Annotated in this window: 17 protein-coding genes; 9 read left to right on the top strand and 8 right to left on the bottom strand. The window is 40.8% G+C overall.

What is annotated here, in order from left to right; translation table 11 throughout:
- Positions 1 to 250 precede the first annotated feature (250 nt).
- A complete protein-coding gene (locus AWV70_RS03780; protein ID WP_235588539.1) occupies positions 251 to 922 on the bottom strand; it encodes a class I SAM-dependent methyltransferase in 672 nt (223 codons plus the stop codon).
- A 304-nt stretch (positions 923 to 1,226) separates the two neighbouring features.
- Positions 1,227 to 2,189, bottom strand: coding sequence for an aromatic acid exporter family protein (locus tag AWV70_RS03770; RefSeq protein ID WP_060204522.1), 963 nt, complete (start codon positions 2,187 to 2,189; stop codon positions 1,227 to 1,229).
- A gap of 240 nt (positions 2,190 to 2,429) precedes the next feature.
- Here AWV70_RS03770 and AWV70_RS03765 point away from each other — a divergent pair, with 240 nt between their 5' ends.
- Positions 2,430 to 2,909 (top strand): nucleoside deaminase, encoded by a 480-nt coding sequence (locus tag AWV70_RS03765; protein WP_060204520.1) that lies wholly within the window; start codon positions 2,430 to 2,432, stop codon positions 2,907 to 2,909.
- A gap of 91 nt (positions 2,910 to 3,000) precedes the next feature.
- On the opposite strand, the gene AWV70_RS03760 is transcribed toward AWV70_RS03765, so the two are convergent.
- The 3 genes from AWV70_RS03760 to AWV70_RS03750 all read right to left on the bottom strand — a co-directional run bounded on the left by AWV70_RS03760 (position 3,001) and on the right by AWV70_RS03750 (position 5,028).
- Complete coding sequence (locus AWV70_RS03760; protein ID WP_060204518.1) at positions 3,001 to 3,693, bottom strand: LrgB family protein; 693 nt, start codon at positions 3,691 to 3,693, stop codon at positions 3,001 to 3,003.
- Positions 3,663 to 4,067, bottom strand: coding sequence for a CidA/LrgA family holin-like protein (locus AWV70_RS03755; RefSeq protein WP_060204516.1), 405 nt, complete (start codon positions 4,065 to 4,067; stop codon positions 3,663 to 3,665). Before AWV70_RS03755 ends, AWV70_RS03760 begins: the two co-directional genes overlap by 31 nt.
- Positions 4,068 to 4,374: 307 nt before the next feature.
- Positions 4,375 to 5,028: a GntR family transcriptional regulator gene (locus AWV70_RS03750; RefSeq protein WP_060204514.1), complete on the bottom strand. Its 654-nt coding sequence runs from the start codon at positions 5,026 to 5,028 to the stop codon at positions 4,375 to 4,377.
- Between the two features lie 357 nt (positions 5,029 to 5,385).
- Here AWV70_RS03750 and AWV70_RS03745 point away from each other — a divergent pair, with 357 nt between their 5' ends.
- The 6 genes from AWV70_RS03745 (at position 5,386) to AWV70_RS03720 (ending at position 11,853) form a co-directional block, all read left to right on the top strand.
- On the top strand, positions 5,386 to 6,135 hold the full coding sequence (locus AWV70_RS03745) for an SDR family NAD(P)-dependent oxidoreductase (RefSeq protein WP_060204512.1): 750 nt from the start codon (positions 5,386 to 5,388) through the stop codon (positions 6,133 to 6,135).
- Between the two features lie 27 nt (positions 6,136 to 6,162).
- Complete coding sequence (locus AWV70_RS03740; protein WP_060204510.1) at positions 6,163 to 6,897, top strand: SDR family NAD(P)-dependent oxidoreductase; 735 nt, start codon at positions 6,163 to 6,165, stop codon at positions 6,895 to 6,897.
- A 68-nt stretch (positions 6,898 to 6,965) separates the two neighbouring features.
- The gene (locus tag AWV70_RS03735) at positions 6,966 to 7,385 is read left to right on the top strand and encodes a MarR family winged helix-turn-helix transcriptional regulator (protein WP_060204508.1); all 420 of its coding nucleotides are present in this window, start codon (positions 6,966 to 6,968) and stop codon (positions 7,383 to 7,385) included.
- 211 nt (positions 7,386 to 7,596) lie between these two features.
- Entirely contained in the window at positions 7,597 to 9,843 is a 2,247-nt protein-coding gene (locus AWV70_RS03730) for an EAL domain-containing protein (RefSeq protein WP_060204506.1), read from the top strand.
- A 1-nt stretch (position 9,844) separates the two neighbouring features.
- Positions 9,845 to 11,479, top strand: coding sequence for a thiamine pyrophosphate-binding protein (locus AWV70_RS03725; protein ID WP_060204504.1), 1,635 nt, complete (start codon positions 9,845 to 9,847; stop codon positions 11,477 to 11,479).
- A 2-nt stretch (positions 11,480 to 11,481) separates the two neighbouring features.
- Positions 11,482 to 11,853 carry a carboxymuconolactone decarboxylase family protein gene (locus AWV70_RS03720; RefSeq protein ID WP_060204502.1) on the top strand — a complete coding sequence of 124 codons (372 nt, stop codon included), beginning with the start codon at positions 11,482 to 11,484 and terminating at the stop codon, positions 11,851 to 11,853.
- A 63-nt stretch (positions 11,854 to 11,916) separates the two neighbouring features.
- Here the strand turns inward: AWV70_RS03720 and AWV70_RS25060 are convergent, their stop codons facing one another.
- Entirely contained in the window at positions 11,917 to 12,039 is a 123-nt protein-coding gene (locus tag AWV70_RS25060; RefSeq protein WP_268777124.1) for a hypothetical protein, read from the bottom strand.
- A gap of 160 nt (positions 12,040 to 12,199) precedes the next feature.
- Between AWV70_RS25060 and AWV70_RS03715 the strand changes: the two genes are divergently transcribed.
- Positions 12,200 to 12,478 carry a hypothetical protein gene (locus AWV70_RS03715; protein ID WP_060204500.1) on the top strand — a complete coding sequence of 93 codons (279 nt, stop codon included), beginning with the start codon at positions 12,200 to 12,202 and terminating at the stop codon, positions 12,476 to 12,478.
- 45 nt (positions 12,479 to 12,523) lie between these two features.
- Here the strand turns inward: AWV70_RS03715 and AWV70_RS24110 are convergent, their stop codons facing one another.
- Together AWV70_RS24110 and AWV70_RS03710 are read right to left on the bottom strand one after the other, a co-directional pair.
- On the bottom strand, positions 12,524 to 12,694 hold the full coding sequence (locus AWV70_RS24110) for a hypothetical protein (RefSeq protein ID WP_201024311.1): 171 nt from the start codon (positions 12,692 to 12,694) through the stop codon (positions 12,524 to 12,526).
- 9 nt (positions 12,695 to 12,703) lie between these two features.
- Positions 12,704 to 13,285: a TetR/AcrR family transcriptional regulator gene (locus AWV70_RS03710; protein ID WP_060204498.1), complete on the bottom strand. Its 582-nt coding sequence runs from the start codon at positions 13,283 to 13,285 to the stop codon at positions 12,704 to 12,706.
- Between the two features lie 168 nt (positions 13,286 to 13,453).
- Between AWV70_RS03710 and AWV70_RS03705 the strand changes: the two genes are divergently transcribed.
- On the top strand, positions 13,454 to 14,368 hold the full coding sequence (locus AWV70_RS03705; RefSeq protein WP_060204496.1) for an ABC transporter ATP-binding protein: 915 nt from the start codon (positions 13,454 to 13,456) through the stop codon (positions 14,366 to 14,368).
- Positions 14,369 to 14,427: the final 59 nt, after the last annotated feature.

The raw sequence follows: 14,427 nt of genomic DNA, 5'->3' as shown, positions 1-14,427 counted from the left end.
CCTTCATCGTATCCTGCAAACAGCAATATTCACGAAAGGTTACTTTGGATGGCATACCAAATAATACGGGCGTTTTCCCGCTTTTATCGCGTATGCCTACTATTCAGTTTTAAGACCAAACCACCATATAAGTAGTTGCCATTAAAAACATCTCCCTTCGTGTCAGGAACTTGCTTATCGCTAAGCTGTCTTTAGAATAGCTCGTATTGTAAAAAAAATCAATACATAACAGCATCCATGAAATTTCAGCTTATTTTGTACATGAATAAATTCTATAGCCCAATTTTTCTTTATACCTCCTCATCATATCAGAATGTTTATCCAAAATTTCATAAAGCTCGGCTTCTATAGCATCTGAGTCATGTATATCAGGCACTGACTCGATGGATGTATTTTCTTCTATACGAATATGTTCAAAACCTGCTTGTTTTAATGATGCCACCCAATCTTTTTCCGTAGAGAGGGAGTTAAACCCATAAAATTGTTTGATTTCGTTTTCCTCATTTTCCTTTAGACGCTCGTTAATCGTTTGTTCAATAGCAATGAAACGACCGCCATTTTTTAATAAACGAAATACTTCTTTAAGGGCCCTTGGCTTATTTACAAAAGCAAGAACAGATTCAGAAGTAATAAAATCAAAATGATTATCCGGTAACGGGATTTTTTCTACTGAGCCTTGCATAATTGTTACCGGTAATCGATTTTTTTTCATTCTCATTTCAGCCTTTGCAACCATTATGGGATTGATATCTATACCAGTTACTTTTGCTCTATATCTATAAGCTAAATAGGCAGCAGTTTGGCCAGTACCGCACCCAACATCTAGAATGTGAGAACTTCTGTTAATGTTCTCCCTCTTGAAAATTTCCTTTGTTAGATTAATACCGCCAGGGTGTGCACCCCCAATACCGAGTTTAGACAAAAAATCTAGATACTTGGAATTCTGAATTATGACCACCTTCTTTACTTGTTTTTGAAAAGGAAAGAAGTACAAATGTTACTGCTTGAACGCAGTTATGTGGGCACGAATATGCTTTCTTGTATAATATGAATTTAAAAAAATCTGGTTCTTGAAAGAGAAGTTGATGAAAATCAATTAGAATTATTACGGTGACCCTATCATAAATAAGTGGGAATTTAAAAACCACGGGGACAGACTCCTTAGCTTCGTAAGCCAAGCAACCTGCCCTCGTGGTTATTTCTAAGATAATGACTAGCCTCCGAGGCTAACATTTACTTCTGTTAAAAATGTCCTTCTTAATAATTAAGTAGTTCTTGATCTCGAAATTCAAATAAAATAGATTCGCTCTGATTTCAAATTCTTCCCTTGTCTTCGGTAATTCTGTTTCCCGCATGGACTCTTCGTATTCCTCTAATAGCTTTAATGCAATCGTTGTATCTCCCGAATCTACATGTTGACTAATGTTCAGAAAAATGCCAGCAAGCATGCCTCTTTGTTTGATGTCCAACCCTGATGAGGAAACAATACTTATGATTCCTACCATCTGTTTTAGGATTTCCAGTTGATCCTCCCGCATTTCCAGATAATAATAATCTTTATTTTCTTTTCGTAACAGATGATTTTCTACATCCTGTATAGCAATATTTTTAGCCTGGTTCAGGATATTTTCTACTTCGATTAACTCTTTGCCATCCCACTTTTGCTCACTATCTTTTAACAGTAAAGAGAACTGGTATAGGATTACGCTGAATTTTTTTTCGATTTCCGTTTTATACTTCTCAATTTCTTTCTTAAAGCTTGGCATTATGCTGTTTACAAGTATTGCGATTCCAATGCCAATGAAAATAATATAGAGTTCGTTCAATAAGTTCTCTAGATTGGCTTCTTTGACGGTATAAATATGCAAAAGGACAACGATGCTTGTAATAAATCCTTCCTGAATACGTAACCTTACAAGGATTGGTACAAACAATAAGATAAATAGAGTTAAGATAATAGGATGATATCCTAATAGTTCAAAACATATGGAACCAAGAAGTAAAGATAACATAGACGCGAAAAACTTTTTCTGGATGGAGTGCAATGTCTTTTTCTTAGTCTTCTCAATACACATGATGACGATTATCGCTGCAAATGATCCAAACTCCAAGTTGAAAAGACTCGCAATCCAAATTGCTAACCCTGCCCCGATTGCGGTTTTAATTGTCCGATATCCCATACCCACCATAAGCATCATCCTTTTGTTTTCTATATTTTCATTATACCCAAGAGCGTTACCAAAAAATTATGGGTTCATTGCCGAAGGTAGGTGATCTCAATTTGCCTTCGTCTCAAGCAAACTGAGTTCACTCTTTCAGATTGGTTAATTATGTTATAGTTGTTATATAAACTTGCTATTTTACTACTAGCAGTCTTCGTAAATCGATATGTTGACTGAAATGGAGATGCAAACGAGGAGGATTCAATTATGATAAGTGATTCAGATTTGAAGTACCTACGACGTTGTATTGAATTAGCAGAAGCTGCGCTGGAGAAAGGTGATGAGCCATTTGGTTCTGTCCTTGTCTCATCCAACGGAGAAGTGCTGGCAGAAGACCATAACCACGTTGCAGGCGGTGATCATACACAACATCCGGAATTCGCTTTGGCGCGATGGGCGGCTGCGAACATGACACCTGAAGAGAGAAGCAAGGCGACAGTATATACTTCTGGGGAACATTGCCCTATGTGTGCTGCGGCTCACGGGTGGGTTGGCTTAGGACGGATTGTTTATGCAAGTTCATCCGAACAGCTGGTACAATGGTTGAGTGAAATGGGGGTTGCTCCATCGCGCGTTCGGAATCTCCCTATTCAAGATGTCATTCGCGATACTACAATAGATGGACCGGTTCCTGAACTAGCGGAACAGGTTCGCCAACTCCATCACCGGTTCCATGCAAGCAGATGATGAACATACCAAACTCACAACCATTTGGAACGTTGATATGATGACGTTCCAAGTGGTTGTTTCATTTATAATTTCACATTCCCTGAAATGCTTACATATGAAATACCCAAACAACAATTGGTCCAAGGACGGAACCAATAATTGCGCTTAATGCCATCGTCACAGAGCTCATCGAAAAGGTGAGTTCACCGTATTCGGCTGCTTTGGCAGTCCCTATTGCATGTGATGCACTGCCGAGCGCGATGCCCCTGCCTAGGGGGCTATGCACACGCAATAATTTAAAAATAGAAGGCGCGGCGATTGCCCCAAAGATGCCTGCAATCATCACCCCGACAACTGCCAGAGAGGCATTTCCACCGATTCCTTTAGCGACTTCAATTGCAACCGGGGTAGTAAGGGATTTCGGAATAATTGAAAGGGCTAATGATTGCTTGACCCCGAAGACTTTTGCCAGGAGGGCAACAGTGACCATTCCGGAACTGGCACCTACGAAAACGCCTCCTAATATTGGAAGTAAGTGATCACGTAAAAAATGGCGTTGCTTATACAAAGGGTAAGCAAGTGCAACAACGGATGGACCCAAAAGGGAACTGATCCATTGCCCCCCAATCATATAGCGTTCATAAGGGATTTGAAACAATGATAAAACAATGATGATCAAAGTAGTCGCAGTTAAGACAGGTATTAAAACGGAGTACGAATACCGTTTATATATTCTAGCCATCGCAAGATAAGCAAAGACGGTCAACAGAATCATGCCGAATGCGAGTGGAACTTGCTGCATTCTTTCTCATCCTTTCTTTTTTGTGCTTTTTTCTCAAAAAATTGACCCGCTGTTCCTGTAATGGCGATGGAAATGATTGTACTTGCTAGAACGGCTAAAATGAACAACGCACCGTGTAAAGAAAGTAACGAAGCATAATTCATGACTCCGACTGTTGTGGGAATGAAAAACAACATTAATAAACGTAGTAGAAATACCGCTCCATCTTCAATCCATTTTACGGGAACTATTTTGAGACATAAGCAAGTAAAAAGTAATAGGAGTCCTATGATACTACCGGGAATGATTAAATCAAAAAAGTTTTGAATAACGGTTCCTATATATGAAAAGATATATAAAATACAAATTTGAAAAACGATAGTTAGAATTCTCATAATATGTTGTCCCTCCTCTTTGGAAAAACAACTTCCCTTCTTTCTATATAAGTTGAACTTAATATTTTACCTATTAACTTAGTTGATTGGAGTGCAGAGCGGCGACTCCAGCGGGAACAGCGCGAGCTGAAGACCCCGCAGGAAAAGCCGTCACGAAGAACGGCTTTTGCGACCAAAAGCGCAGCGTTGGGAGCACATCTAAGGAGGCTGAAGCCGTGCCCGCGGAAAGCGTCCGCTCGGAACGGAAATCAACGGTTAGAAGAAGTTGTTTATTTCAACTTATATAATAAAAAATTGTCCTTTCCTTTCACTCCTGGAGATTTGCAATTATTGTGGCATATGCATTGTCAATATGGTTCAAAACCGCATCCGTCGTTTGACGTATATTCCTTGCTTTTAGACCTTCAATAATTAACGTATGTTCGTAATAAATTTCATCCAAGCTTTTTCCGGCCTTCAGTGCAGCGAATCGATACCAATTAAAATGGTCTGTAAGATTTTCAATTAATTGATACAGCCGGAGATTTTGACTTAATTCCGCTAAAAATAAATGAAAGGAAGAATCATAGTACACAAACTGTACAGGATTTTCCTTATGAACTACTAATTGATTATCAACTTTCTCGATTGTAGCAATTGTTTCGTTATCAAGAAGAGGAATGAGTAGTTCGATGACCAATACTTCATTCGCTTTTCGAAGTTGAAAAATATCGTCCACATCGCGCTTATTGATGGTTTTAATGAAAATTCCTTTCCTCGGTACAGAGGTAATCCATCCTTCCAGCTCCAGTTGTTGCAAAGCCAATTTTAAAGGGGTACGGCTAATCCCAAGGCTTTCGCTAAGGGAACGTTCATTCAACATGGAGCCTGGTTCGATTTCGTGTTGAATAATGGCCTTCTTAATTTCGTTATAGGCATGGTCCTTAAATAATGGGGGTTGCTCTGCCTTAAGGAAGTTCATCAATATCACCCTTTATCATAATAGTCGTTCGATAGATTTTTAGTGAGTAGTAATATTGGTATCTGGAATACCAGATACCGGCATTGAAAATTATATCACTGGTTTTGCCTGTTTACAATCAACAAATCCGGATTTACATGTATAGACAAACCATAGTAGTAATGCTCGTGTATAGCATAGGCAGTCACCAATTGAAAAATAAATATATTGATTAACAGAGCAGCACATAGGATTTGTTATTATCATCATTCTTTTAGTCCAACCAAACATTCATATTGAAAAACGGTCAAAATTTTGATAACATTTAGGTGTAAAACATTTAGACATCTAAATATATATAAGAAAAGAGGAATACTCATGAGGTTACAAGGTAAAGTCGGAATAATAACTGGCGGTGCTTCAGGTATCGGGAGAGGAATTGCTCTAGCTATGGCAAAGGAAGGTGCCCATATAGCAATCGTTGATGTGAATGAGGAAAAAGGAAATGAAACATTGGCTGAGGTAAGTCATTATACAGATGGCCTACTTTTCATTAAGGATATTACGAATAAGGAAAACGTTTATGAAGTTGTGGCTGAAGTCGTAAAGAAATATGGCCAACTCGATTTTCTAGTTAACAATGCGCATGTATCGAGACAGGCGCTTTTTGTGGAAACTACTCAAGAACATTTTGATTTATCTTTTGGGACTGGTTTTTATCCGACATTCCATTTCATGCAAGCGGCATATCCGGAATTAAAGAAAACACAAGGCAAGGTCATCAACTTTGCATCAGGCGCTGGACTTGAAGGACAAATGACACAAACTTCCTATGCTGCTGCAAAAGAAGCGATTCGGGCAATCTCGCGTGTCGCGGCAAATGAATGGGGCCCTGAAGGGATTAACGTCAACTTGATCTCACCAATTGCCTTAACACCGGGCGTAGAGCAATGGCGTGAAAGTGCTCCCGAGTTATTTGATGCGATGATTACTAAAATTCCACTGCGCCGGCTTGGAGATCCTGAACAAGATATTGGGCAAGTAGCTGTGTTTTTAGCAAGCAGTGATTCGGATTATATTACTGGTCAAACCATCATGGTTGACGGTGGTTCAATTAAATTACGCTAAGAAATATACAATAAGGAGTGTTTTTACATGGGAAGATTAGCTAATAAAGTGGCAATCATTACTGGTGGAGCATCGGGCATCGGCGCATACATGGTTGATTTATTCAGTCAGGAAGGCGCGATTGTCATCGCCGCAGATATTAATGATGAAGCGCTTGAAAAGGCAAGCGAAAAAGAAAATGTCTATGGGATGAAATTAAACGTTGCTTCAGATGAAGGATGGGCGGCATTTGCAAAAGAAGTGAACGACCGTTTCGGTAAAATTGATATCCTCGTCAATAACGCAGGTATTTCATCTGAAAAACCATACCAAGATATCAATCTGGACGATTGGCAAAAGATGCTTTCCATTAACGGCTTTGGTCCCTTTGCCGGCATGAAGCATGTCGCTCCGTATATGGCAGCACAAAACCAAGGTTCGATTGTTAATATTTCATCTTATACAGCTCAGATTGGCCAAGGATTTAATCATTATTCGGCATCCAAAGGAGCAGTACGTGCGATTTCTAAAGCGGCCGCCACCACGTTTGGCCGTCAAGGCGTCCGTGTAAATACACTATTTCCTGGAATTATAGAAACTCCGATGACGGAATCGTTAAGCACATCCCAAGAGCTTCTTGGGCGCTTGATCCAAGCAACTCCATTGCAACGGTTAGGGAAGCCTGCAGATATTGCCAATGCTGCATTGTTCTTAGCTTCGGATGACTCATCTTATATCACAGGTTCAGAACTAATCATTGACGGTGGATTCTCAGCACAATAATAGGTAAGCTAAACAGGGCTCCTAATCTTATTAGGGGCTCTTACTTGTAGAAAGTGGGAAATGAATGTATGAAAGAACGGACTATTTTTGAAATCATCCATAATATGGACAATGTCACGAGTAATTTAATTATTCAGTGGAACAAGCTATTCAATGAAGATCTAGGTGTCTCCCATATACTTGTGCTAGCCCATCTGAAGACGCATGGTAAAAGCCGACCATCCGATATTGCAAAAGTTTTAGGGCTGACTCCTCCTACGTTAACGCATTTAGCCGAGAAGCTTGTAAGGAAAAAATTAGCCATTCGAATACCAGATGAGTCCGATCGGCGAATCATCCATTTAGTTATTACCGATGAAGGTAATGATATGGTTATGAGGGCAAATCAAGAGGGAGCAAAACTTCGCAAAAAAATGTTTGAAAAGTTAACTGATGAAGAAAGGGAACAGCTGTTACGAATTTATGAAAAACTAAATGGCCCTGAGTGAATGCGATAGCCTGTCTTCAGGCTGTTTTTTTTGTTTTTTGTGTATAAATAATGGATCTGAAGATGTGAACATTGAATTTCTACTATGTAAACATTATAATTATCAAATATATTTTAACAATCACCTTGGTCATTGAATAAGCAATTGAGATATTTTTATCCCTTGGTTTTGGCTCTCAACACTATAGATTGACAGATTTGGAGAGAAAAGCATGAGTAGTCATGATAATTTTTATATAACAGAGTCGAATCGGTTTTGCGAAGAGGCAGGAATGGATCCGAATGTTGTGTCCAGACCAAAGCATTTTTTAACGGATAAGGAACTGACGGCAAAGAGAAATTCGTATAGTGAAATATTATCCGTGGTCCGCTTTTTTTCCAATAAGCTATTGGCCTCCTTAAAAGGCACTCCAATCCTTGTTGTCGTATCGGATTCGAATGGGTATCTTCTTGAAATAGAAGGTGATGAGACGATCAAAGAGACGATCAAGCAATTCGGGATTCGAATAGGCAGCTTGTTTACGTTGGAGGATACAGGAACGAATGTGATTAGTCTGGCTTTACAGCAAAAGCATCCGATTAGTATTATCGGCACCCAGCACTATCATTCATTTCTTTATGAGATTGCTTGCTATGGCACTGCATTTCATTATACAGATGAAAACAGCCTGCTTGGCAGCGTGTCCATTATGATGCCCATCCAGTTTCAGAATCCATTGTTCCTAACGATGTTGACGCAAGCTGTAGACTCGATTGAACGCGAACTCTTATTACGGAAGCAGAATAAGAAGCTCAATATTATGAACCAAATAATGCTGAGCCGAACTAGAAATGCGATTGTCATTACGGATGAGAAGGGCATCACTACCGAATTTAATGATTTTGCCCAACAACTTTCGAAAAACAGCAGGGAAGCAGTGGTTGGAAGAAATATTTACGAATCCCCTATAACCGGGACATATTTTAAGGAAGTTCTCGAGAAGGGGAAAATAGTTAAAGATGAAGAGATTCAATTTATCGATCAAGAAGGAAAACTCGTAGTGTGCCTGTTCGATGCGCAGCCAATTTATGAAGACGACAAAATGATAGGCGCCTTTGGTCAGTTCCGGGATATTTCGGATCGACACTTCCTTCAGGAGAAGTATAATTATTTAGCCTATCATGATGATTTGACGAACCTTCCCAATCGGAGATATATCAATGAAGAGATTGAAAACATCATCAAGGAAATAAACGCCGGTCATGAGAGGTCGTTGGCCCTTTTATTTATCGATTTAGATCGTTTTAAAGTTATTAATGATAATTTCAGCCATTCATCTGGAGATGTGTTTCTGAAGAAAGTAAGTGAACGTTTATCTAGCTGTCTCGGGAAAAACGACGTACTCGCCCGCATGGGGGGAGATGAGTTTATTTTCCTGCTAAAGGATTTTGAGAATCCCGATTATGTAACGGCGAAAGCTGAAGAGGTTCTAAAGCTTTTTGATGAATCGATTTTCATAGGTAATGATGAATTGCATACATCGGCGAGTATCGGAATAGCGTTTTACCCGGATCACCCTATTTCAATGGAAAAGCTTATGATCTATGCGGACAATGCGATGTACCAGGCAAAGGAAAAAGGGAAAAACCGTTATAGCGTATATACTTCCGGATTATTAGCAGGGATGGAGGATGAATACAGACTGGAGACCGATTTACGGAGAGCAGTGGAGAATGATGAATTTGTACTCCATTATCAGCCGCAAATTCATCCTAAAACTGGTAAGATAGTTGGATTGGAAGCGTTGATCCGCTGGCAGCATCCTTCACTTGGACTTCTTCCATCGGGTAAATTCATCAAGTTGGCAGAAGATAACGGTTTGATTAATCAAATCGGCAAGTGGGTCATCAGCGAGGCTTCTTCTCAAAATAAAAAATGGCAAGATGCCGGATACAATCCGCTCAAGGTATCTGTCAACCTATCTACACAGCAATTCCTTACGAAGGACCTTGTTACATTTATGGAGGATACGCTTGCGCGGACCGGACTTGATCCAGAATATCTAGTAGTCGAGATTACTGAGTATATGGCAATGGAGTATGAGTACTCCCTGAAGGTATTGAAACAATTAAAAGAGATTGGAATCGGAATCAGTATTGATGATTTCGGAACAGGTTACAGCTCGCTGACGTATTTAAATAATTTTCCAATCGATTTTATCAAGATCGATAAATCATTTGTCTCTGAAATCATGAATGATCATCCCAATGCCTTTATTGTGAAAGCAATCATCACACTCGCCCATAACCTTCAAATGCAAGTCATTGCAGAAGGAGTCGAAACAAAAGAGCAGCTTGATTTTCTTATCGATCAACAATGTGATTTTGTCCAAGGTTTTTATTTCAGCAAACCGCTTTCGGCAAATGAAATTGAGAGAAACTACTTAGAAAAGAACAATGACAGAGAGAGAGATTACTAAAATGAAAACAATCGCTTCCGTCTTAGCTGCAAATTTTAAACATTGGGGACTTCGTCATATTTTCGGCATTCCGGGAAAAGCGGTATCACCGATCCTTTTCGAGTTATTAAACGAGGATATTGAGTTTGTATTGAGCAAACACGAAGCAGCTGCAGGCTTCGAAGCTGCGGGTTATGCGTTACTGAACGATAAAATTGGAGTCGCTATCGGCACATCCGGACCTGGCGGGACAAATCTGATTACGGCTGCCGGTCAGGCGTCAGCCTCGCACTTGCCGTTGTTGATCATCACCGGACACCCTTCCATGAAGGAGACTGGAAAGGCATTGGGACAAGACTCCAGTCCGTTTGGCACTGATTTAGTGAATATGTTTAAACACGTAACCAAGTTCAGTGAACGTGTCGAGCGTGGTGATATGCTGCAGCCATACTTGCAGCATGCCCTTGAGAAAGCGCTATCGGGCGTAAAAGGACCTGTGCATCTGTCCATCCCGTTCGATGTATTGTTGGAAGAAATCGAGCCATTCGAACTGGACCTTCCGAAAACATACGATATGATCTCACCGAACATAGGGGATGTGATTGAAAAATTGGATCATGCGGCTCGTCCCCTCCTATTCCTAGGGAAGGGTGTACATTCCAGCAGAGCATATGAAGAGGTGCAACGTTTCGCTGAGCACTGGAAGATTCCTGTCATCACAACGCCGGGTGGAAAGGGGACTTTCCCGTCCAACCATTCACTTTCGTTAGGAGCTTTCGGATTAGGTGGCACCCCGGAAGCGGCCCAATACTTCCATGACAAGGTTGACTTGTTAATCGTCATCGGTTCCAGTTTAAGTGATATGTCGACTGCAGGCTTATCCGAAGCGATGTATCCTGGGCATGTCATTCATTTCGATTATAATCCTACATTCATCGGGAAATCCATCCAAGTTCCAACGACGCCTGTGCTTGGTGACATTAAAACGAATTTGAGAACGATTCTATCGGATATACCAGAGTCAAACAACGAAACGTTTTTATCGGAACCTGAGCCGATTCTGCTTCATGAAAATGATCCAGGCGAGCGAATGTCAGCAGTACAAGTAATACGGGCAATGCGCAATGCCCTTCCGGAGGACGCTATCGTATTCGGGGATGATGGAAGCCACTCCTTCTATGGCATCCAGCATTTTGACATTTATAAGCCAGGAACCTACTATTTTGACGATATTTTTGGTGCGATGGGGAACGGAATCGGCTATTCCATTGGTGCTCAACTGGCTGCACCTGAAAAGACCATCGTCTGCTTAGTGGGGGATGGTTGCATGTTCATGCATGGCACGGAAATTTCGACTGCATTCAATTATGACGCACCTGTCCTCTTTATTGTCGTCAATAATGGGCGGCTGGACATGGTGGAAAAAGGGATGCGAAAAATGATCGGTACATCTATTGGGGGCATTTACGAGACGCCGATGGATGCTGCGAAGTTTGCGGAATCGATGGGGTTGTCAGCGTACACTTGTCTTAATCCGTTTGAAGTAAGGGATTGCATCCATGAAGCCTTGCAGATCATGAAAGAAACGAACAAGCCGATTGTAATCGAAGCATTAGTCGATGAAAATGAAATTCCACCAACGATGGGGAGGCAGTGATAATGGAAAACAGCAGAAGATATGAAGCCGGCGCAAAAGTTATGGAAGAGCTATTTTCAAAAGAAGTCCGTACAGGCATGGGAGAAATTAAAAAGATATCACCCGACCTTTGGAACATGATTGTTTCCTTCGGCTTCGGGGACCTCTACGCCAGAAAAACACTTTCCCTCGCTCAAAGGGAAATCATCACACTGACGACACTTATCACACAAGGGGCGTTTGAACAGTTGAGAGTCCATCTGCAGGCAGCGTTGAACACCGGGCTATCGAAAGAAGAGATTATCGAACTCATTATCCATTGTGCGGGGTATGTCGGATTCCCGAAAGCCGTGCAGGCCATGGGAATTGCTGGGGAGATCTTTAAAGAGAATTAAAAAGTGCCAGCATGGAGATGCGCATAAAATAATAAAAACACCAGCCTCACCCGGCTGGTGTTTTTAATCATCATTAGTTAGAAGTTCCTCATACAGAGCATGAGCCTTTTCTTCGGCTATATTCTTATCTGTATCATAAATGGTGATGAGTTTATTTCCGATAATGAAGTTCCATTGTTTAGTCATGATGTTCACCTACCTTTGATCCTATCTTCTATGTATACCCTCCATAGCAATTTGTAAACATTGGCCAGCAAACGAAATGCTGGTCAGCGCATACTTTCACGATAAATTACGATACTAAGTTCGCTGTCACTTATTTTATTTGCAGGAGGGGAAAACAGTAATGGCGAAAGACTCAAAACCGAGTTGGAAAAAGGATCATCCGAGCACCTTTCTCAGCAACTCTGTCCTAAAGGCTGATCGTTCGGTAAAGCAGGCGATGTCACATCCTGAAGAGATGGCAGTTGAGCATGCGTTCAATTCATTGGAACGTGCGGAAAATGCACTCGATAATGCAGAGCAGCGCGATGAGCATATGGATACAGTTCAGCAAAACAAGGAACAGTTGGATTTGATGAAGCGGCAATTGAACGAAGTGCAGGGACAAGTGGAAGACCGGTAATAAGAGACGATGACCCCCATAGACTGTTGGTGGTCATCGTCTTTTTTAGTAAGGATTCCGTTTTCCCTCTTTCACCGACAAAACCTCCACGTCAGTGCCGTATTGCGCTCGGATCAATTTCCTAGCACCGACAGAGTTTCTTGCGGTGACTTGCTTGACTTGCTTTGTGCCATTCAGTTCCATCTTCACAACAAAGCATTTTGATCCGCACAGCATATGATCCCCTCATTTCTTTCCTACAATCCCGTAAAACAATATATTCATGATTTCCTCAGTCAAGGGAAGTATATGTTGATAAACATCCTCTCTTTTTATATATTCATTAACCGCCTGCATATAAAAGAGGATGGCTTCATTAGATAAATTCGGATCTACATACCCTTGTTCTCTCCCCTCATTAAATAACTCAATAATACGGGGAAGTACCTTTTCTACATATAATTGTTCTGAAAAGCTTTCGCCAGTCGTATATTCCTTCATGATATATTGATAAAAGTCTTCATGAATCTCTCTAGCAGCTTCATTTTTTGCGAAAATAACCTGCTTAACCTTTTCAGGAAAAGCGATGTCACTAGTAAGGATTTTGTCAAATTCATTTGATACCTTTTCTACATAATAGATAAAAACTTCATGAGCTAAATTATGTTTGCTCTCAAAGTAATTATAGATTGTGACTTGAGAGACCTTTGCCTTTTTGGCTATTGCAGAAACCGAAATTTTTTTCACACCAAATTCCATGAATAATGAAAGGGCTGATTCTACTATATCCGATTTTTTCAGTTCCCTGCGTCGTTGAAATCCATCCATTACGATCACCCCAATTTTAGTGTAGACAAAGTTATGTAATAAAACAATATAGATAGTTCATAAACTATTGTCAGGAGTCCTTCTTTTGTATATTATGAACTTAATAGAATCAAATATTTCATAATTTGAAAAATGCCGGGATTTGGATAAGGAAGGGGTGGCTACAATATGTCGGTAGTGAAGACAGTGAATGTAACGAAAACGTTTGGAAGGTTCACAGCTTTAAATGGAGTGGACATTGAAGTGAACGAGGGCGAGGTGTTTGGATTCATTGGACCGAACGGCGCCGGAAAGTCAACGACAATCCGTATATTGCTCGGTATTTTAAAGGCATCGGAAGGTGAAGTAAAGATTTTTGGAATGGATGCATGGAGAGATGCTGTTGAAATTCATAAACGAATTGCGTATGTCCCGGGGGACGTCAACTTATGGCCTAACTTAACGGGTGGGGAAGTGATCGATCTTTTTGTGAAGCTGCGTGGGGTGAATCATAAAAGCAAACGCGAAGAGCTGATTCACAAGTTCGATTTAGATCCTACTAAAAAATGCCGGACGTATTCAAAAGGGAACCGGCAGAAGGTCGCGCTTATTGCGGCTTTTTCATCGGATGCGGATCTTTATATTCTCGATGAACCAACGTCTGGTCTCGATCCATTGATGGAAAGAGTCTTTCAAGAATGTGTTCTGGATGCAAAAAGGCAAGGGAAGAGTATATTGCTCTCAAGTCATATTTTGTCTGAGGTGGAAAAGTTGTGCGATCGGGTGGGGATTATTCGGCAAGGGAAAATTATTGAAACAGGGACGTTAACGGAACTGCGTCATTTAACGAGAACTAGCTTGCTTGTCGAGACGAAGCAACCGATGTCTTCTTTACATGAGGTGAAAGGGGTTCATAATATCGAGATGAAGGAGCAAGCTCTTTCATTCCAAGTGGATGCAGACGTACTGGACGATGTCATGAAATATATCAGTCCATATGGAATTGTGAAATTGGAAAGTTCGCCGCCTACATTAGAAGATTTATTTATGCGTCATTATGAAGGGGCGGGAAAGGCCTCGAATATAGGAGCGGGGAGGGCGTAATCATGGCAAAGCTGATTGTCCATAATTCGGGGAGACTCGCAAGGATGATGGTACGGCAA

This window comes from Sporosarcina koreensis, assembly GCF_001531445.1.
GTDB classification, from domain to species: domain Bacteria; phylum Bacillota; class Bacilli; order Bacillales_A; family Planococcaceae; genus Sporosarcina; species Sporosarcina koreensis_C.
This window is presented reverse-complemented; position numbering and strand designations above follow the sequence as displayed.

Bases quoted from the DNA above. Each gene is read 5' to 3' on its own strand.
- AWV70_RS03770 (WP_060204522.1), bottom strand. From the start codon at position 2,189: ATGGTGGGTATGGGATATCGGACAATTAAAACCGCAATCGGGGCAGGG.
- AWV70_RS03765 (WP_060204520.1), top strand. From the start codon at position 2,430: ATGATAAGTGATTCAGATTTGAAGTACCTACGACGTTGTATTGAATTA.
- AWV70_RS03760 (WP_060204518.1), bottom strand. From the start codon at position 3,693: ATGCAGCAAGTTCCACTCGCATTCGGCATGATTCTGTTGACCGTCTTT.
- AWV70_RS03755 (WP_060204516.1), bottom strand. From the start codon at position 4,067: ATGAGAATTCTAACTATCGTTTTTCAAATTTGTATTTTATATATCTTT.
- AWV70_RS03750 (WP_060204514.1), bottom strand. From the start codon at position 5,028: ATGAACTTCCTTAAGGCAGAGCAACCCCCATTATTTAAGGACCATGCC.
- AWV70_RS03745 (WP_060204512.1), top strand. From the start codon at position 5,386: ATGAGGTTACAAGGTAAAGTCGGAATAATAACTGGCGGTGCTTCAGGT.
- AWV70_RS03740 (WP_060204510.1), top strand. From the start codon at position 6,163: ATGGGAAGATTAGCTAATAAAGTGGCAATCATTACTGGTGGAGCATCG.
- AWV70_RS03735 (WP_060204508.1), top strand. From the start codon at position 6,966: ATGAAAGAACGGACTATTTTTGAAATCATCCATAATATGGACAATGTC.
- AWV70_RS03730 (WP_060204506.1), top strand. From the start codon at position 7,597: ATGAGTAGTCATGATAATTTTTATATAACAGAGTCGAATCGGTTTTGC.
- AWV70_RS03725 (WP_060204504.1), top strand. From the start codon at position 9,845: ATGAAAACAATCGCTTCCGTCTTAGCTGCAAATTTTAAACATTGGGGA.
- AWV70_RS03720 (WP_060204502.1), top strand. From the start codon at position 11,482: ATGGAAAACAGCAGAAGATATGAAGCCGGCGCAAAAGTTATGGAAGAG.
- AWV70_RS25060 (WP_268777124.1), bottom strand. From the start codon at position 12,039: ATGACTAAACAATGGAACTTCATTATCGGAAATAAACTCATCACCATT.
- AWV70_RS03715 (WP_060204500.1), top strand. From the start codon at position 12,200: ATGGCGAAAGACTCAAAACCGAGTTGGAAAAAGGATCATCCGAGCACC.
- AWV70_RS24110 (WP_201024311.1), bottom strand. From the start codon at position 12,694: ATGCTGTGCGGATCAAAATGCTTTGTTGTGAAGATGGAACTGAATGGC.
- AWV70_RS03710 (WP_060204498.1), bottom strand. From the start codon at position 13,285: ATGGATGGATTTCAACGACGCAGGGAACTGAAAAAATCGGATATAGTA.
- AWV70_RS03705 (WP_060204496.1), top strand. From the start codon at position 13,454: ATGTCGGTAGTGAAGACAGTGAATGTAACGAAAACGTTTGGAAGGTTC.